The sequence below is a fragment of the Albidovulum sediminicola genome (assembly GCF_025751575.1).
GTDB classification, from domain to species: Bacteria; Pseudomonadota; Alphaproteobacteria; order Rhodobacterales; family Rhodobacteraceae; genus Albidovulum; species Albidovulum sediminicola.
Genome location: NZ_JAOWLA010000006.1, coordinates 156,135 through 169,556 on the forward strand (window position 1 = coordinate 156,135; position 13,422 = coordinate 169,556).

12 protein-coding genes and 1 pseudogene are annotated in these 13,422 nt (G+C 65.1%); 5 read left to right on the plus strand and 8 right to left on the minus strand.

Annotated elements, in window-relative coordinates:
- Positions 1–5: 5 nt before the first annotated feature.
- The 6 genes from OE647_RS08330 to OE647_RS08355 all read right to left on the minus strand — a co-directional run bounded on the left by OE647_RS08330 (position 6) and on the right by OE647_RS08355 (position 6,066).
- Positions 6–779: an L-iditol 2-dehydrogenase gene (locus tag OE647_RS08330; protein WP_263721260.1), complete on the minus strand. Its 774-nt coding sequence runs from the start codon at positions 777–779 to the stop codon at positions 6–8.
- On the minus strand, positions 776–1,780 hold the full coding sequence (locus OE647_RS08335; RefSeq protein ID WP_263721261.1) for an ABC transporter ATP-binding protein: 1,005 nt from the start codon (positions 1,778–1,780) through the stop codon (positions 776–778). The genes OE647_RS08330 and OE647_RS08335 overlap by 4 nt, the downstream gene beginning before the upstream one ends.
- A gap of 10 nt (positions 1,781–1,790) precedes the next feature.
- The gene (locus tag OE647_RS08340; protein WP_263721262.1) at positions 1,791–2,621 is read right to left on the minus strand and encodes a carbohydrate ABC transporter permease; all 831 of its coding nucleotides are present in this window, start codon (positions 2,619–2,621) and stop codon (positions 1,791–1,793) included.
- A gap of 8 nt (positions 2,622–2,629) precedes the next feature.
- Positions 2,630–3,496 carry a carbohydrate ABC transporter permease gene (locus OE647_RS08345; RefSeq protein ID WP_263721263.1) on the minus strand — a complete coding sequence of 289 codons (867 nt, stop codon included), beginning with the start codon at positions 3,494–3,496 and terminating at the stop codon, positions 2,630–2,632.
- 117 nt (positions 3,497–3,613) lie between these two features.
- Positions 3,614–4,915, minus strand: coding sequence for an ABC transporter substrate-binding protein (locus tag OE647_RS08350; protein ID WP_263721264.1), 1,302 nt, complete (start codon positions 4,913–4,915; stop codon positions 3,614–3,616).
- 119 nt (positions 4,916–5,034) lie between these two features.
- Positions 5,035–6,066, minus strand: a complete 1,032-nt coding sequence (locus OE647_RS08355) for a LacI family DNA-binding transcriptional regulator (RefSeq protein WP_263721265.1) — start codon at positions 6,064–6,066, stop codon at positions 5,035–5,037.
- Between the two features lie 257 nt (positions 6,067–6,323).
- Between OE647_RS08355 and OE647_RS08360 the strand changes: the two genes are divergently transcribed.
- Together OE647_RS08360 and OE647_RS08365 are read left to right on the plus strand one after the other, a co-directional pair.
- Positions 6,324–6,611: a cupin domain-containing protein gene (locus OE647_RS08360; RefSeq protein ID WP_263721266.1), complete on the plus strand. Its 288-nt coding sequence runs from the start codon at positions 6,324–6,326 to the stop codon at positions 6,609–6,611.
- A gap of 235 nt (positions 6,612–6,846) precedes the next feature.
- On the plus strand, positions 6,847–7,278 hold the full coding sequence (locus OE647_RS08365; RefSeq protein WP_263721267.1) for a DUF302 domain-containing protein: 432 nt from the start codon (positions 6,847–6,849) through the stop codon (positions 7,276–7,278).
- Between the two features lie 35 nt (positions 7,279–7,313).
- Here OE647_RS08365 and OE647_RS08370 read toward each other — a convergent pair whose 3' ends face one another.
- Entirely contained in the window at positions 7,314–11,201 is a 3,888-nt protein-coding gene (locus tag OE647_RS08370; RefSeq protein WP_263721268.1) for a non-ribosomal peptide synthetase, read from the minus strand.
- 207 nt (positions 11,202–11,408) lie between these two features.
- Positions 11,409–11,534: a hypothetical protein gene (locus OE647_RS08375; RefSeq protein ID WP_263721269.1), complete on the minus strand. Its 126-nt coding sequence runs from the start codon at positions 11,532–11,534 to the stop codon at positions 11,409–11,411.
- Between the two features lie 80 nt (positions 11,535–11,614).
- On the opposite strand from OE647_RS08375, the gene OE647_RS08380 reads away from it, so the two are divergent.
- The 3 genes and pseudogenes from OE647_RS08380 to OE647_RS08390 all read left to right on the plus strand — a co-directional run bounded on the left by OE647_RS08380 (position 11,615) and on the right by OE647_RS08390 (position 13,420).
- The gene (locus OE647_RS08380; protein ID WP_263721327.1) at positions 11,615–12,475 is read left to right on the plus strand and encodes a TAXI family TRAP transporter solute-binding subunit; all 861 of its coding nucleotides are present in this window, start codon (positions 11,615–11,617) and stop codon (positions 12,473–12,475) included.
- Between the two features lie 20 nt (positions 12,476–12,495).
- A pseudogene (locus tag OE647_RS08385) lies at positions 12,496–12,906 on the plus strand (C4-dicarboxylate ABC transporter); the annotation flags it as partial.
- 88 nt (positions 12,907–12,994) lie between these two features.
- Entirely contained in the window at positions 12,995–13,420 is a 426-nt protein-coding gene (locus tag OE647_RS08390; protein WP_263721270.1) for a universal stress protein, read from the plus strand.
- Positions 13,421–13,422 lie beyond the last annotated feature (2 nt).

Here is a 13,422-nt window from a genome sequence, read left to right on the forward strand (position 1 = left end):
ATTGGTCAGCTCATCCAGTTTCCGCCATCGACATTGTAGGTCTGCGCGACGATGTAGTTCGCCTCGTCCGAGGCCAGGAAGATCGCCATCCCGGTCAGGTCCTCGGCCGTCCCCATCCGCCCGTAGGGCACCGCTTCACCGACTTCCTTCTTCTTCTGTCCGGGCGCCTTGCCCTCATACTTCGCGAAGAAGGCATCGACACCATCCCAGTGGTCGCCATCGACGACGCCGGGGGCGATGGCGTTGACGTTGATCCCGTGCGCGACCAGGTTCAGCCCGGCCGACTGGGTCAGGCTGATGACCGCGGCCTTGGTCGCGCAGTAGACCGCGACCAGCGCCTCGCCCCGTCGCCCCGCTTGCGAGGCCATGTTGATGATCTTGCCGCGAATGCCGCGTTCGATCATGTGGCGCGCGACGGCCTGCAGGGTGAAAAGGGTGCCCGCCACGTTGATGTCGAAGACGCGCGCGTAGTCGGCGCGCTCGATCTCCACGATCGGGGCGGCGGAGAATATGGCGGCGTTATTGATCAGGATGTCGATCTGCCCGAAAGCCTCGGCCACCGCCGCGACCGCCGCGTCGATGCTGTCCTGGCGCGTCACGTCCATTTCGACCGCCATCGCGGCAGGGCCGATGTCGCGGGCGGTCGCCTCTGCGCGGGCCAGGTCGATATCGGCGATGGCCACGCGCGCGCCCTCGCGCACATAGGCTTCGGCGAAGGCACGCCCGATGCCCCGTCCTGCGCCCGTGATCAGGGCGGTCTTCCCTTCAAGCCGCTTCATTCGATCCGAAGCCCCTTGGCGTCGAAGCGGTGGAACTGGTCGTCTCGCGGGGTCAGATAGACGCGGTCGCCGTGGCGAAATCCGACCTCTCCGTCGGCGCGCACTGTGAGGGTTTCGGCCAGACCGCTGTCGTGAATGTGGAAGAATGTGTCGGAGCCCAGGTGCTCGGACACGGCCACCACGCCGGACCAGGGACCGGCCTCGGACGACACCGCGATATGTTCCGGGCGGATGCCGATGGTGTGGGCGCCGTGCTTGGCGGCCTCGGCCCCTTCGATGAAGTTCATCCGGGGGGACCCGATGAAGCCTGCGACGAAGATGTTGCGCGGGGTCCGGTAGAGTTCGAGGGGCGAGCCCACCTGCTCGATATGGCCCGCGCGCAGCACGACGATCTTGTCGGCCATGGTCATCGCCTCGACCTGGTCGTGGGTCACGTAGACCATCGTCGTGGCCAGGCGCTTGTGCAGCTCGCTGATCTCAAGCCGCATGCCCACCCTGAGCGCCGCGTCGAGGTTCGAAAGCGGTTCGTCGAAGAGGAAGGCGGCGGGTTCGCGCACGATGGCCCGCCCGATGGCGACGCGCTGCCGCTGGCCGCCCGAAAGCTGGCCGGGGCGCCGGTCAAGATAGTCGGTCAGGTTCAGGACGGCGGCGGCGTTGGCCACGCGCTTGTCGATTTCCGCCTTGTCGAGCTTGGCCATGCGCAGCGGGAAGGCGATGTTCTTGCGCACGGTCATGTGCGGGTAGAGCGCGTAGGACTGGAACACCATGGCGAGCCGGCGCTGGGCCGGGGCCAGGTTGGTGGCGTCGTTGCCGTCGATGCGGATCTGACCGCTCGTCACGTCCTCAAGTCCCGCGATCAGCCTGAGCAGCGTGGACTTCCCGCAGCCCGAGGGGCCGACGAAGACCGCGAATTCCCCGTCTTCGATCACCAGGTCGATCGGCGGAATGACTTCGACATCGCCGAAGCGCTTGCTCACCTTGTCGAGTACGATGCGTCCCATGTCTTTCCCCTCACTTCACCGCGCCGAAGGTCAGGCCGCGAACTAGTTGTTTCTGGCTGAACCAGCCAAGGATCAGGATCGGCGCGATGGCCATGGTCGAGGCCGCGCTGAGTTTCGCGTAGAACAGGCCCTCGGGGCTGGAATAGCTGGCGATGAAGGCGGTCAGGGGACCGGCTTTCGCCGCCGTCAGGTTCAGCGTCCAGAAGGCCTCGTTCCAGGCAAGGATGACGTTCAGAAGAACGGTCGAGGCGATGCCCGGGATGGCCATCGGCGTCAGGATGTAGAGGATCTCCTCCCGCAGGGTGGCGCCGTCCATGCGCGCCGCTTCCAGGATCTCGCCGGGGATTTCCTTGAAATAGGTGTAAAGCATCCAGACGATGATCGGCAGGTTAATGAGCATCAGCACGATCACGAGGCCGGTGCGGGTGTCAAGCAGCCCGAGTTTGATGAACATCAGGTAGATCGGGTAAAGCACGCCCACCGCAGGCAGCATCTTGGTGGACAGCATCCACATCAGGATGTCCTTGGTCCGCTTCGAGGGCACGAAGGCCATCGACCAGGCCGCAGGGACGGCCACGATGATCCCCAGGAGCGTCGAGCCCCCGGCGATGATGACCGAGTTCCACAGGTAGCGCATGTAGTCCGAACGGTCCTGGACGATCGAGTAGTTTTCCAGCGTCCAGTCGAAGAACAGGAACTTCGGCGGGTAGGCGATGGCATCGCCTTCGGTCTTGAAGCTGGTCAGGATTGTCCAGAGGATCGGGAAGAAGATCACGAGCCCGACGGCCCAGGCGAGGGCGGTGTTGAAGGTCTTGCGGCGTTGTGTGACGGCACGTGCCATGGTCTACCTCACGCGTCCAGGTTCTTGCCGACGATCCGCATAAGGAAGATCGCGACGATATTGGCAAGGATGATGGCATAGACCCCGCCTGCCGAACCCAGGCCCACGTTCTGGCTTTCCAGCACGCGCTGGAAGATCAGGTAGGTCAGCGTCTTGGTTCCGAAGGCGCCGGCGGTGGTCACGAAGATCTCGGCGAAGATCGACAAGAGGAAGATCGTCTCGATCAGGATCACGACGGTGATCGCCCGGCTCAGGTGCGGGATGACGATGTGCCAGAACCGCTTGAGGACCGGCGCGCCGTCCATCTCGGCGGCCTCCAGCTGCTCGCTGTCGAGACTCTGGATCGCGGTCAGAAGGATCAGCGTGGCAAACGGCAGCCACTGCCAGGAGACGATGACGATGATGCTCAGGAAGGGATTTTCGATCAGCCATTCGACGGGCGTCGCGCCGAAGAACTTCCAGAGATGCGCGAACAGCCCGTTGACCGAGTCGAGGAACATGTTCTTCCACAGCAGGCCCGAGACGGTCGGCATGACGAAGAAGGGCGCGATGACGAGGATGCGCACAACCCCCTGTCCCCACATCGGCTGGTCGAGAAGGATGGCGAGCAGCACCCCAAGCATTACGGTGATGGCGAGCGCGCCCACGACAATAACGAGCGTTGCGACCACCGCGGGCCAGAACGCCGAGGAGGTGACGAATCGGATGTAGTTGTCGAACCCGGCAAAACCCAGGTCGCCGCCGCGCAGGGGCTGGTAGTTCCGGAAAGAGAACCACAGGGTCATGATCAGCGGCACGAGCATCCAGCCCAAAAGCAGGATGACGGCGGGCGCCATCATGACGCGGGCGGCGGAACGCGAAGCTTTCGTGGCCATCGGGCAAACCTCCCTTGATTGCGCAAGATGCACAGTGCTTGCGGTGTCCTGGTCTTTGCAAGGATCGGTGGGGGCCGGAGGGCGGCGGACCGCCCCCCCGGCGTCGGAAGCCCGGGCTTAGTAGCCGGCGGCTTCCATTGCGTCGGTCGCGATGGCCTGGGCCTTGGCCAGCGCCTCTTCCACGGTCTGCTGACCGGCGTAGGCGGCCGAGAACTCCTGGCTCACGTCCGTGGCGATGCCCGCGAATTCCGGGATCGCGGCGAACTGGACGCCGACATAGGGCACTTCATCCACGGTCGGGCTGTTCGGGTTCGCCGACAGGATCGAGTCGAGCGTCATCTTGGCGAACGGCACAGCCTGGTAGTCCGGGTTCTCATAAAGCGAGGTCCGCGCGCCCGGGGGAACGTTGGCCCAGCCCTCTTTCGAGGCCACCAGTTCGATATAACCCTTCGAGGTCGCCCATTCGACGAACTGCTTGGCGGCCGCTTCCTTCTGGGTGCCGGCCGGAATGGCAAGCGCCCAGGCCCAAAGCCAGTTCGACCGCTTGCCCAGACCATTGTCCGGTGCCAGCGCGAAGCCGACGCTGTCGGCCACGGTCGAGTCGTTGGGGTTGGTCACGAACGACGCCGCAACCGTCGCGTCGATCCACATGCCGCACTTGCCCTGTTGGAACAGCGACAGGTTTTCGTTGAAGCCGTTGGTCGCGTAGCCGGCGGGGCCGCTCTCGTCCATCATGCCCTTGAAGAAGGTCAGGGTGTTCAGCCAGGCCTCGCTGTCGAAGGTCGGTTTCCAGTCCATGTCGAACCAGCGCGCACCGAACGAGTTCGACATCGCGGTGATGAAGGCGCCACCCTCACCCCAGCCGGCCTTGCCGCGCAGGCAGATGCCGTTGATGTCGTTGGCGCGGTCGGTCATCGCGGCGGCTGCCTGGCGGATGAAGTCCCAGGTCGGCGCCTCGGGCATGGAAAGCCCGGCCTTTTCCATCAGGTCGGTGCGGTACATGACCATCGAGCTTTCGCCGTAGAAGGGCGCGGCGTAAAGCGTCCCCTCGTAGGACAGGCCGCCCGCCATGGCCGGCAGGATGTCGGCGACGTCGTAGTCGGCAGACAGATCGTTCAGCGGCACCAGCCAGCCGTTCTTGCCCCAGATCGGCGTTTCGTACATGCCGATCGTCATGATGTCGAACTGACCGCCTTTGGTCGTGATGTCCGTGGTCACGCGCTGGCGCAGCACGTTTTCCTCAAGCGTGACCCACTCCACGGTGTGACCGGTCTTGGCCGTGAAATCGTCGGTCAGGCCCTGCATGCGGATCATGTCGCCGTTGTTGACGGTCGCGATCACGATGTTCTCGGCCGTGGCAGCGCCGGCCGCGAAAAGCGATAGCGCCGAAACCGCACAAAGTGCGTTCCTAAGGTACATCCGACTCCTCCCTGTTTCTGGATGTGACGGGAAACAGCCTAACGCCGAAGCGCGCGGGGAGTCAATTTAATTTTTTACGCGCGTAAATTATATTTTTGCACCCGCGCCAAATCAGGCCTCTACGCAGAGGCCCGCATGATCAACTCGCCATCGAAAAGCTGCGTCCGTCGTTCGGCACTGCGCTCCCCCGATTCGATCAGCTCGACCAAGGTCTGCGCGCTGGTCGCGGCGATGGCGCCGTAGTTGTGCGAAATCGTCGTCAGCGTGGGGCAAGTGTAACGGCAGAACGGGTGGTTGTCATGCCCGGCGACCCGCAGCGCGCAACCGCCGCCAAGCCCCACCCGCAGGCCCAGCTCATAGGCCGCCGCCAGAAGGCCGATCGCCAGGCGGTCGTTGCTGCAAAAGATGGTGTTGGTCGAAAGCTGCCGGCCGGTGATCGCCGTCATGCCGCCGCGGTAGCCGATTTCCTCAAGCTCCCAGCCTTCTCCCTCTACCTGGATAATGTGTGGCGTGTGACCCAACCGCTCCATTGTCGCGACATAGGCTTTGTGCCGTTTGCGCGCGTTCGGGTTGGGGGGCGAGCGCATCTCGAAGAAGACCGGCGGTTCCCCCGATCTTGTAAGGTATTCTATCATTAATTCAGTTGCTTGGGTGTTATTATGGCCGACGAAGGCTTCCCCGACCCCTTCGATATTCGCGTCGAAGTTGACCGTCGGGATGTCCTTGCAGAATCTCTCGATCGCCGCGCGTTCGGAGGCGCGCCCCAACGGTGCCAGCAACACGCCTGCGGGCTTGATGGAGCGCAGCAGGTCCAGGTTCTCGACCTCCAGCCGGGGATCGCCGTGTGAACTGAGCAGGATGGGGCGATACCCCGCCTGGATCATCGAGGTCTCGATTCGCCGCGCGATCTCGGCGAAGAAGGGGTCCGCGAGGTAAGGCACCAGAATGCCGACATTCTTCGTCAGCTTGCGGTTCTGGTTCATCGCGAAAATGTTGGGCCGGTAGTCGTACTGTTCCAGCGCCTTCTCGATCCGTTCGCGCGTCGAGGGTCGCACGCTCTCCGGGTCATGGAAGTATTTCGACACGGTCGGGCGAGAGATCCCGCTGAGCGCGGCAAACTCCTCCATGTTCTTGATCTTTTCCGCCGACATAGGTGCCAATCCGTGGGCCAGTCGCCCGCCTGTGAAACTTACGATTTCTTTTTACAATTTCTTACCGCGCGGAAAAAATCAAGGCTGGCGGTCGAAATTTGATGGGCGGCCTCTCATGGCATCGTGGCCAAGGGGCGGCCATGAGGCGCGGGCGGTTTCGCAGTCCATTCCGGTCGCGGGCTAGTTGGGATAGACCAATAGCGACGCAGGCCGGCAGGCATGACCGGCCCCGACCGCGCTTGAAGGAGGACGCAAAGATGACACGACCCCAAGCCATCGCGACGCTTCTGCTGGAGGACGACGCCGTGCGCGTCACCCGCTTCGATTTCGCGTCGGGGGCCGAGACCGGCTGGCACAGGCACGGGATGGACTATGTCATCTGCGCGGTCACCGACTGCGCGATGCTGCTCGAAGAGCCCGGCGGCACCGCGCGTGAGGCGACCGTGCGCGCGGGCGAAGCATACAAGCGCCCCTGCGGGGTCGAGCACAATGTGATCAACCGCGGCGCGGCCCCAATGTCTTTCGTCGAGGTCGAACTGAAGTAGAGCCGGACGGTCGCCACCGCAGGGCGGCCGCGCGCTTGCGCGGCACCTTGATTCTGCATAATCTGAATGTGTTGGCCGCCGCGCCGTGACATGCGCTTATGGGCGGTGGATCAATGACTTGGGTGGCGCCGTTCACGAAAGCCGCCAGCACCGCGGCGCGCCGGATTTCGTTACGCTCTTTTGACCCTGCGGCGGCCGCGGCACCTTGTGCGCGTCAGTGACCCGGGAGGACACCATGAAACCGATTGCCCTACCCATTTTCGCCTTGGCCCTGTCGGCCCCTGCCTTCGCGGAGGGCGTGACGACCTATGCCACCGACGCCAGTTTCGATGACGCGACCTTCGCGGTGGAAAGCGCCATCGTCGGACGGGGGCTGGTCGTCGATTACGTCAGCCATGTCGGCGCGATGCTGGAGCGGACCGGTGCCGATGTCGGCAGCGATGTGAAGCTTTTCGATGCGGCCGACGTCTTCCTGTTCTGCTCCGCCGTCACCTCGCGCCGGGTGATGGAGGCCGATCCCCTCAACATCGCGCATTGCCCCTACGGTATCTTCGTGGCCGATACCGACGGGCAGGTCATTGTGGGGTATCGCAGCTATCCGGAAGGCCCCATGCAGGAGGTCCAGAGCCTGCTGGACGAGATCGCACGCGAGGCCGTCGCGGACTGAGCGACGCGCGTCGACGGCCGCCGCCGGGCCTCCGGTCATCCGCCCTTGGACAGCGCGCGGGCGATATGCCCGGCCAGGATCGTGACATGCGGCGGGTCCAGCATCGTCAGATGCCCGCCTGGCACGTCGATCACCTCGTACCCGCCCTGCGCCACCCGCTGCCATCCAAGCCCGCTGCGGATGCAGGCTTCGGAATCGAAGAAGTTCTCCTGTGATCGGAAGATGGTAAGCGGCACATCGATCGGTTGCGGCACATAGGCGTCCACGGCCATCTGGTTGGCGACGATGAAGTCCACGCCGGTCACAAGCTCCATATGCTCGCCCGCGCTTGCGCGGTGCTTGCGGCGGCTGGCGATCCGCCGGAAGCGCAGGTCCTCCAAGCGGTTCGCGATGGCGGCCGGGATGGCCCCGTAACCACGGTGACGGATCGTCCGGAGGTTGGCGCGGACCCGCGCCAGGCCCGAGACATTGCCCCGGCCGCCCGGTCCCGCCGCATCGAAGAGGACGAGAAGCCCAACCTCCCGCCCGGCTGCGCGCAAGCGCCGCGCGAGTTCCCAGGCGAAGTAGGCCCCCAGCGACACAGCGGCAAGGTTGATCGGCCCTTCGGGGTGAAACTCCTGAATCTCTTCCAGATACCGCTCTGCGGTATTCTCGATCCCGGTCGGCTTGTCGCGCGCCTGCACGCCGATGGAAAGGCCAAGCACCGGCTGGTCCGGTCCCAGCTGTTCGGCCAGGCCAGTGTAGTAATCGCCATCGACACCGCCCAGGATATGCACGGCGAACAGCGGCGGCCTGCTACCAAGGGGCTGGATCGGGAAGATGTTCCTCGGCCCGCTCGATCCCCGGCGTATCACCTCGGCCAATCCGCGTGGCGTCGGATTCTTGCGCAACTCCAGCACGCTGATCTTTGCGCCCAATTCGGTTTCGATCCGACCGACAAGGCTCGCGGCCAGCAGCGAATGCCCGCCGAGTTCGTAGAAGTCGTCCTGTGCGCCGATGGGAGTGCCACCGAGCGTTTGGGTGAAGAGCGCGGCAATCCGTGTCTCCAGCTCGCTCATCGGGGTGTCGTCCTCGACGCGTGGGGGGTGGTGTTCCGGTTCCGGCAGCGCCGCGAGGTCGATCTTGCCCCTGGCCGTGCGCGGGAAGGAAGAGACGGCGATGATCTGCGGGCGCATCGCGGCTGGCAGGTCCGACCTTGCTGCGCGGTTCAGCGCCTCGATGTCCACCGGGGCGGCACCGTCAGGGGCCATGGCCCAGGCCAGCAGACGCGCCTTGGGCGTGTTCGGGTCGCGCACGGCGGCCAGGACCTGCAGGTCCGGTCGCGATCGTTCCAGCGCGCGCTCGATTTGACCCAGGTCGATGCGAACGCCGCGCAGCTTTACCTGCCTGTCCTTCCGGCCCAGGAAATTGAGGTCGCCGTCAGGGCGCCAGCTTGCCCTGTCGCCGGAGCGGTAGACGCGGCCCTTGCCGCGGAAATGGTCGGGCAGGAAGGAGAGGGCGGTCCGGTCCGGCAGGCCGAGATAGCCGTCGCCGACGCCCACGCCGCCGATCCACAGCTCTCCGATCGCACCGCGGGGGGCAAGGCTGCCGTCCTTGGCCGCGACATAGAGGCAGGTGTGGTCGGTCGCGGACCCGATCGGGATCTCGCCTTCGGGAAGATCGGGACCTGCGCGAAACACAGTGCAGGTGATCGTGGTCTCCGTCGGGCCGTAGCCGTTCAGCGTCTCGATCTCGGGCTCAATCCGCAGCCATTCCCGCAGGACCCGGGGATCGACCCGTTCGCCGCCGATGTTCATCGTTCGGACGCCGGGCGGCATCCGCAGCCCGCCGGACGACATGAAATCGACCAGGACATGGAAGAAAGCCGTTGGCAGGTAAACCGTTGTCACGCGCTGGCTTGCGATCTCGTCAAGGAAGGTGCGCGCGGAGTCTGCCGCAGCGTCGCTGCGCAACACGAGCGTCGCGCCCGAAAGGAGCGTCGGGATGATCTCCTCCAGCGAGAAATCGAAGGAGAGGCTCAGGAACTGAAACACCCGATCGTCCGGGGTAAGACGATAGAGCCGCGTCACCGCGTCGACATGGCCAGCCAGCGCCCTGTCGGGGATCACCACGCCTTTCGGCAAGCCGGTGGAGCCAGAGGTGTAGATGACATAGGCCCGGCCGTTTGGATCCCGGCGCAAGGGGGAGAGTGTCCTATCGCCCGGATCTGCGTCGGGCCTGATGACGCGCGCGCCGGGAACTGCAAAGGCCGCGTCGTCGGTCACGATCAGCCGCGCGGCGCTGTCGCCCAGCATATGCGCGATTACGGCCTCCGGGTAGGCGGGGTCCACCGGAAGGAAGGCCGCGCCGGTCTTGAGTACGGCGATGAGCGCCACGACATAATCCGGCGAGCGGCCGAGCTTGATGGCGACGATCTCTCCGGGGCCCGCACCCTCGGACTGGAGTAGGGCGGCCAGCCGGTCGGAACGGGCCTCAAGCGCGCCGTAGCTGAGGCGGTCGTCCGCCATGCCCGCCGCTTCCACCGCGATGGCGTCGGGGGCCCGCGCGACGGTCGCGCGGAAGCGGTCGACCAGATCAAAGGGTTCACCGACCGTATGCTCCGGCGTGCCGAGCGCGATAAGCGCGGCGCGTTCGTCCGCGTCCATCATCTCTAGCGCGTGAACCGGGGTATCGGGATCGGCGGTGGCAAGCGTCGAAAGCAGGTTGCACAGATGCGTCAACATCCGCGCCCCCTTGTCCTCGGACACCAGTTCCGGGTCGAATTCGAGGTCGATCCGCATCGCCGCGTCCGCATAGACCGCGATGGAAAGCGGCATGTCGCCTTCCTCGCGCAGGTCGATCCGGCGCTTGGACCAGGCCGGCCCTGTCGCGCGCAACAGGCCTTCGAGGCTGCCGCGTTCGAACATGACCACGCTTTCGAAGAGTGGCTCGGACCCGCGCATGCCGCAGATACGCCGGATCTCCCCCGCCGAGACCTGTTCGAAGGGATGCAGGGCGAGTGTGTCGCGGCGCATCGCCTGCACCAGGGAGGCAAGCGTGGCCTCGTGCCCGATGCGCATGCGCATGGGCAGAGTGTTGATGAAGCAGCCGACCGCGCGTTCAGCACGGGAAAGGACCTTTCGGCCGCTGCGCGTGGCACCAAAGACGATGTCGTCGTGGTCGTGCCAGCGTGCCAAGACCAGGCCCCAGGCGACCTGCACCAAAGTGTTGAGCGTCCCGCCCGCGCGCTGGGCCGCGTCGTGCAGCGCCGCCGTCGTGGCCTCATCAAGGTGGCGCGAGAGAAGCCGCTTGCGCCGCTCCCCCCGCCCTTCGTCCCGGTGTGGGAAAAGCCCTGGCGGCTCGAACCGGTCGAGGTGCCGGGCAAGGAACGACTCCGCCTCGGCCGATGGCGGGTCGCCGATCCGGTCGCAGAGGTCCAGATAGGTTTGCGCAGGCATTTCGGCGGAGACCGGGGCGCCGGTGTCGAGGATCGAGAACACGTCCTCCAGCACGATCGCCATGCTGCGCCCGTCGATCAGCGCATGATGGACTGTCCAGACCAGAACATGGCGCGCAGGGGCGAGCCGGATCAGCGTCACGCGCCAGGCTTGTCCGGCCGCAGGATCGACCCCGCGCCGGCGATCCTCGTCCAGGAAGCTTTCCAGCGCGCCGTCCTGTCCGTCCGGCGCGGTGGCGCGCAGATCCCGGGCTTCGAAGCTCACATCGGGCGCGTACCCGACTGTCTGAACCGGCCGCGGCTGGTCGCGCCAATCGACGCGCGTGCGAAGCGCCGGATGAAGACTGGCCACCGTCCGCCATGCGTTGGCCATCGCCTCGGGCGGCCAGGGCCTGTCCTCAAGATGCACGACGACCTGTTCGAGGTTGAGCCAGGGCCTGCCCGCACCGTTGCTCTCAAGCAGCATCCAGGACTGCATGGGGGTCATCAGGCTGTCGGCTCTGGGCGGGCAATCTGCACAAGTCATAATTCAACCCGTCGATTCACGGATGCTATCGGCGGACCATCGCACGCACCGGAAGCCAAGTCTCGACAAACCCAAGAGCTCCGCCGGTCTCAAATTTCTCAAGGCCAAGTATCCCGTTTTGCGGCCTACTGTCACGTTAATCGAAACAGAAAGGACTGGCGAAGGGCGCTAACACTTGACCCGCGAGCCCGCGTTGAGCGCCAGGTAGCCGCCGTCGCCCGCGAACCGGTTGTCGAAGGTCTCGATGCGCTCGGCCGCGATTTCGCTTTGCGCCGCCATTGATGCCAGGATCATTTCGACCGTCAGGATCGCGCTGAGGCGCGCACTTCGCGATGGGCGAGGTTGCGAGTCGAATGGAAGGCGACCTCGTCCAGATGGTCGAGAACCCAGCGCGCGAAGGCGGAAAACTTTCGCGGTCCGCGGCGGGCGAGCCGACCTACGGCGTGGCCCAGTCCGACGTGCAATACAAGGCCTATATGGGAGAGGGCACCTTTGCCAAGGGCGGCGCCAATCCCGACCAGTGCTCGGTCTTCTCGATCCATGCGGAGCCCTTCTCGGTCGTGGCGCGCGCCGACGCCGGGGTCGCGAACTTCGAGGACCTGAAGGGCAAGCGCGTCAACGTCGGCAACCCGGGGTCGGGGCAGCGCGGCGCGATGGAAGTGCTCATGGCTGCGCTGGGCTGGACGATGGACGACTTCGCCCTGACCTCCGAGCTTCAGGTGGCCGAGCAAATCCAGGCGCTTTGCGACAACAACATTGACGCGATGGTCTACACCGTCGGCCACCCCTCGGGCTCGACCCAGGAAGCGACGACGGCCTGCGACGTGGTGCTGGTCAACGTCACCGGCGAGGCGGTCGACAAGCTGGTCGCCGACCATCCCTACTATCGTCACGCCACCATTCCGGGCGGCATGTATCGCGGCAAAGACGCCGAGGTGATCGGCGTCGGCGCGACGCCGATCACCTCGGCCGCACTGCCCGATGATGTCGTCAATGCGCTGGTGAAGCCCGACTTCTCGGACATCGACGCATTCCGTGGGCTGCAGCCCGCCTTTGCCACCCACGATCCGGCGCAGATGGTCTCCGACGGGCTTTCCGCGCCGCTGCATCCGTGCGCCGAGAAGCACTATCGCGAAGTCGGCCTGATCAAGTGGTCCCGAAGCGTAACCAGTGAAGTCCCGGGTCGCCGCCGGCAAGGCGGCGGCCCTGCTTTCAAGAGGGGAGGGATGACATGAGCGATCAAGACAAGGTCGGCCAGACCCGCCCTGTGCACCTCGCGTTCGCGATACTGTTGGCCTTCCTGGCCTATCCGGCGCTCAAGTCCTCGCCGCGCGACCGCATTCCGCTGACCGACTAGGCGCTGGCCATCGTCGGGTCGGCCTGCGCGTTCTAGGTCTTCCTGTTTTCGCGCGAACTGGCGCTGACGGTCGTGGGCGCGGTCTTCCTGGCCTATGACTATGTCGGCAGCGGCTGGCTCATCCCCGGCATCATCGAGCACAAGGGGCTGTCCTTCGTCTACATCGTGAACGCCCAGTGGCTCGACACGACCGGCGTCTTCGGCATTCCGCTGGGGGTTTCGACCTCCTTCGTGTTCCTCTTCGTCGCGACCCTTACCAAGACGCCCATCGGCACCGAACTGGCGGGGCTGGTGGCGTATCTGTCGGGCGCCACCTGATCTTCATGCTGCTTCTTGGGCTTGTCATCGTCATGCAACGCCGCCGGCAGACCAAGCCCGCTTTCTGAGGAACTCCGCCATGGCCAAGACCGATCTTCCGCCCATCGACCTCAACAACCCCGACAGTGCCCGCAGAGCCTTGGCCGAAGCGCTCTTGCTGCTGGGCGAGGGTGGGATCCCGCATGTCGCCTCGGTGCTTCAGGACTTCGGTCACTCGCAGGTGTCGAGCCACTTCCGTAGCGGCTATGAAAAGGACATGCTGCAAGTGATCGGGGCGAAGCTTGGCGAATGGGTCGCGGCCAACGTCCCGGAAGGCGTCGATGTGCATCCCCATGTCCTCCACGGTACGATCTACGACCAGACCCTGCGCGCCGCCGACCGGCTGTCGGTCGATCTGATCGTCATGGGATTGCACCGGCCCGAACTTTCCGACCACCTCCTCGGGCCGAACGCAGCCCGGGTGGTCCGCTACGCCAAGCAATCCATCGACGTCGTCAGGATCTGACC

What these genes read in the sequence shown, in the direction of transcription:
- OE647_RS08330 (WP_263721260.1), bottom strand. Translation starts at nt 779, where the DNA reads ATGAAGCGGCTTGAAGGGAAGACCGCCCTGATCACGGGCGCAGGACGG.
- OE647_RS08370 (WP_263721268.1), bottom strand. Translation starts at nt 11,201, where the DNA reads ATGACCCCCATGCAGTCCTGGATGCTGCTTGAGAGCAACGGTGCGGGC.
- OE647_RS08380 (WP_263721327.1), top strand. Translation starts at nt 11,615, where the DNA reads ATGGTCGAGAACCCAGCGCGCGAAGGCGGAAAACTTTCGCGGTCCGCG.
- OE647_RS08375 (WP_263721269.1), bottom strand. Translation starts at nt 11,534, where the DNA reads ATGATCCTGGCATCAATGGCGGCGCAAAGCGAAATCGCGGCCGAGCGC.
- OE647_RS08365 (WP_263721267.1), top strand. Translation starts at nt 6,847, where the DNA reads ATGAAACCGATTGCCCTACCCATTTTCGCCTTGGCCCTGTCGGCCCCT.
- OE647_RS08335 (WP_263721261.1), bottom strand. Translation starts at nt 1,780, where the DNA reads ATGGGACGCATCGTACTCGACAAGGTGAGCAAGCGCTTCGGCGATGTC.
- OE647_RS08360 (WP_263721266.1), top strand. Translation starts at nt 6,324, where the DNA reads ATGACACGACCCCAAGCCATCGCGACGCTTCTGCTGGAGGACGACGCC.
- OE647_RS08340 (WP_263721262.1), bottom strand. Translation starts at nt 2,621, where the DNA reads ATGGCACGTGCCGTCACACAACGCCGCAAGACCTTCAACACCGCCCTC.
- OE647_RS08350 (WP_263721264.1), bottom strand. Translation starts at nt 4,915, where the DNA reads ATGTACCTTAGGAACGCACTTTGTGCGGTTTCGGCGCTATCGCTTTTC.
- OE647_RS08345 (WP_263721263.1), bottom strand. Translation starts at nt 3,496, where the DNA reads ATGGCCACGAAAGCTTCGCGTTCCGCCGCCCGCGTCATGATGGCGCCC.
- OE647_RS08390 (WP_263721270.1), top strand. Translation starts at nt 12,995, where the DNA reads ATGGCCAAGACCGATCTTCCGCCCATCGACCTCAACAACCCCGACAGT.
- OE647_RS08355 (WP_263721265.1), bottom strand. Translation starts at nt 6,066, where the DNA reads ATGTCGGCGGAAAAGATCAAGAACATGGAGGAGTTTGCCGCGCTCAGC.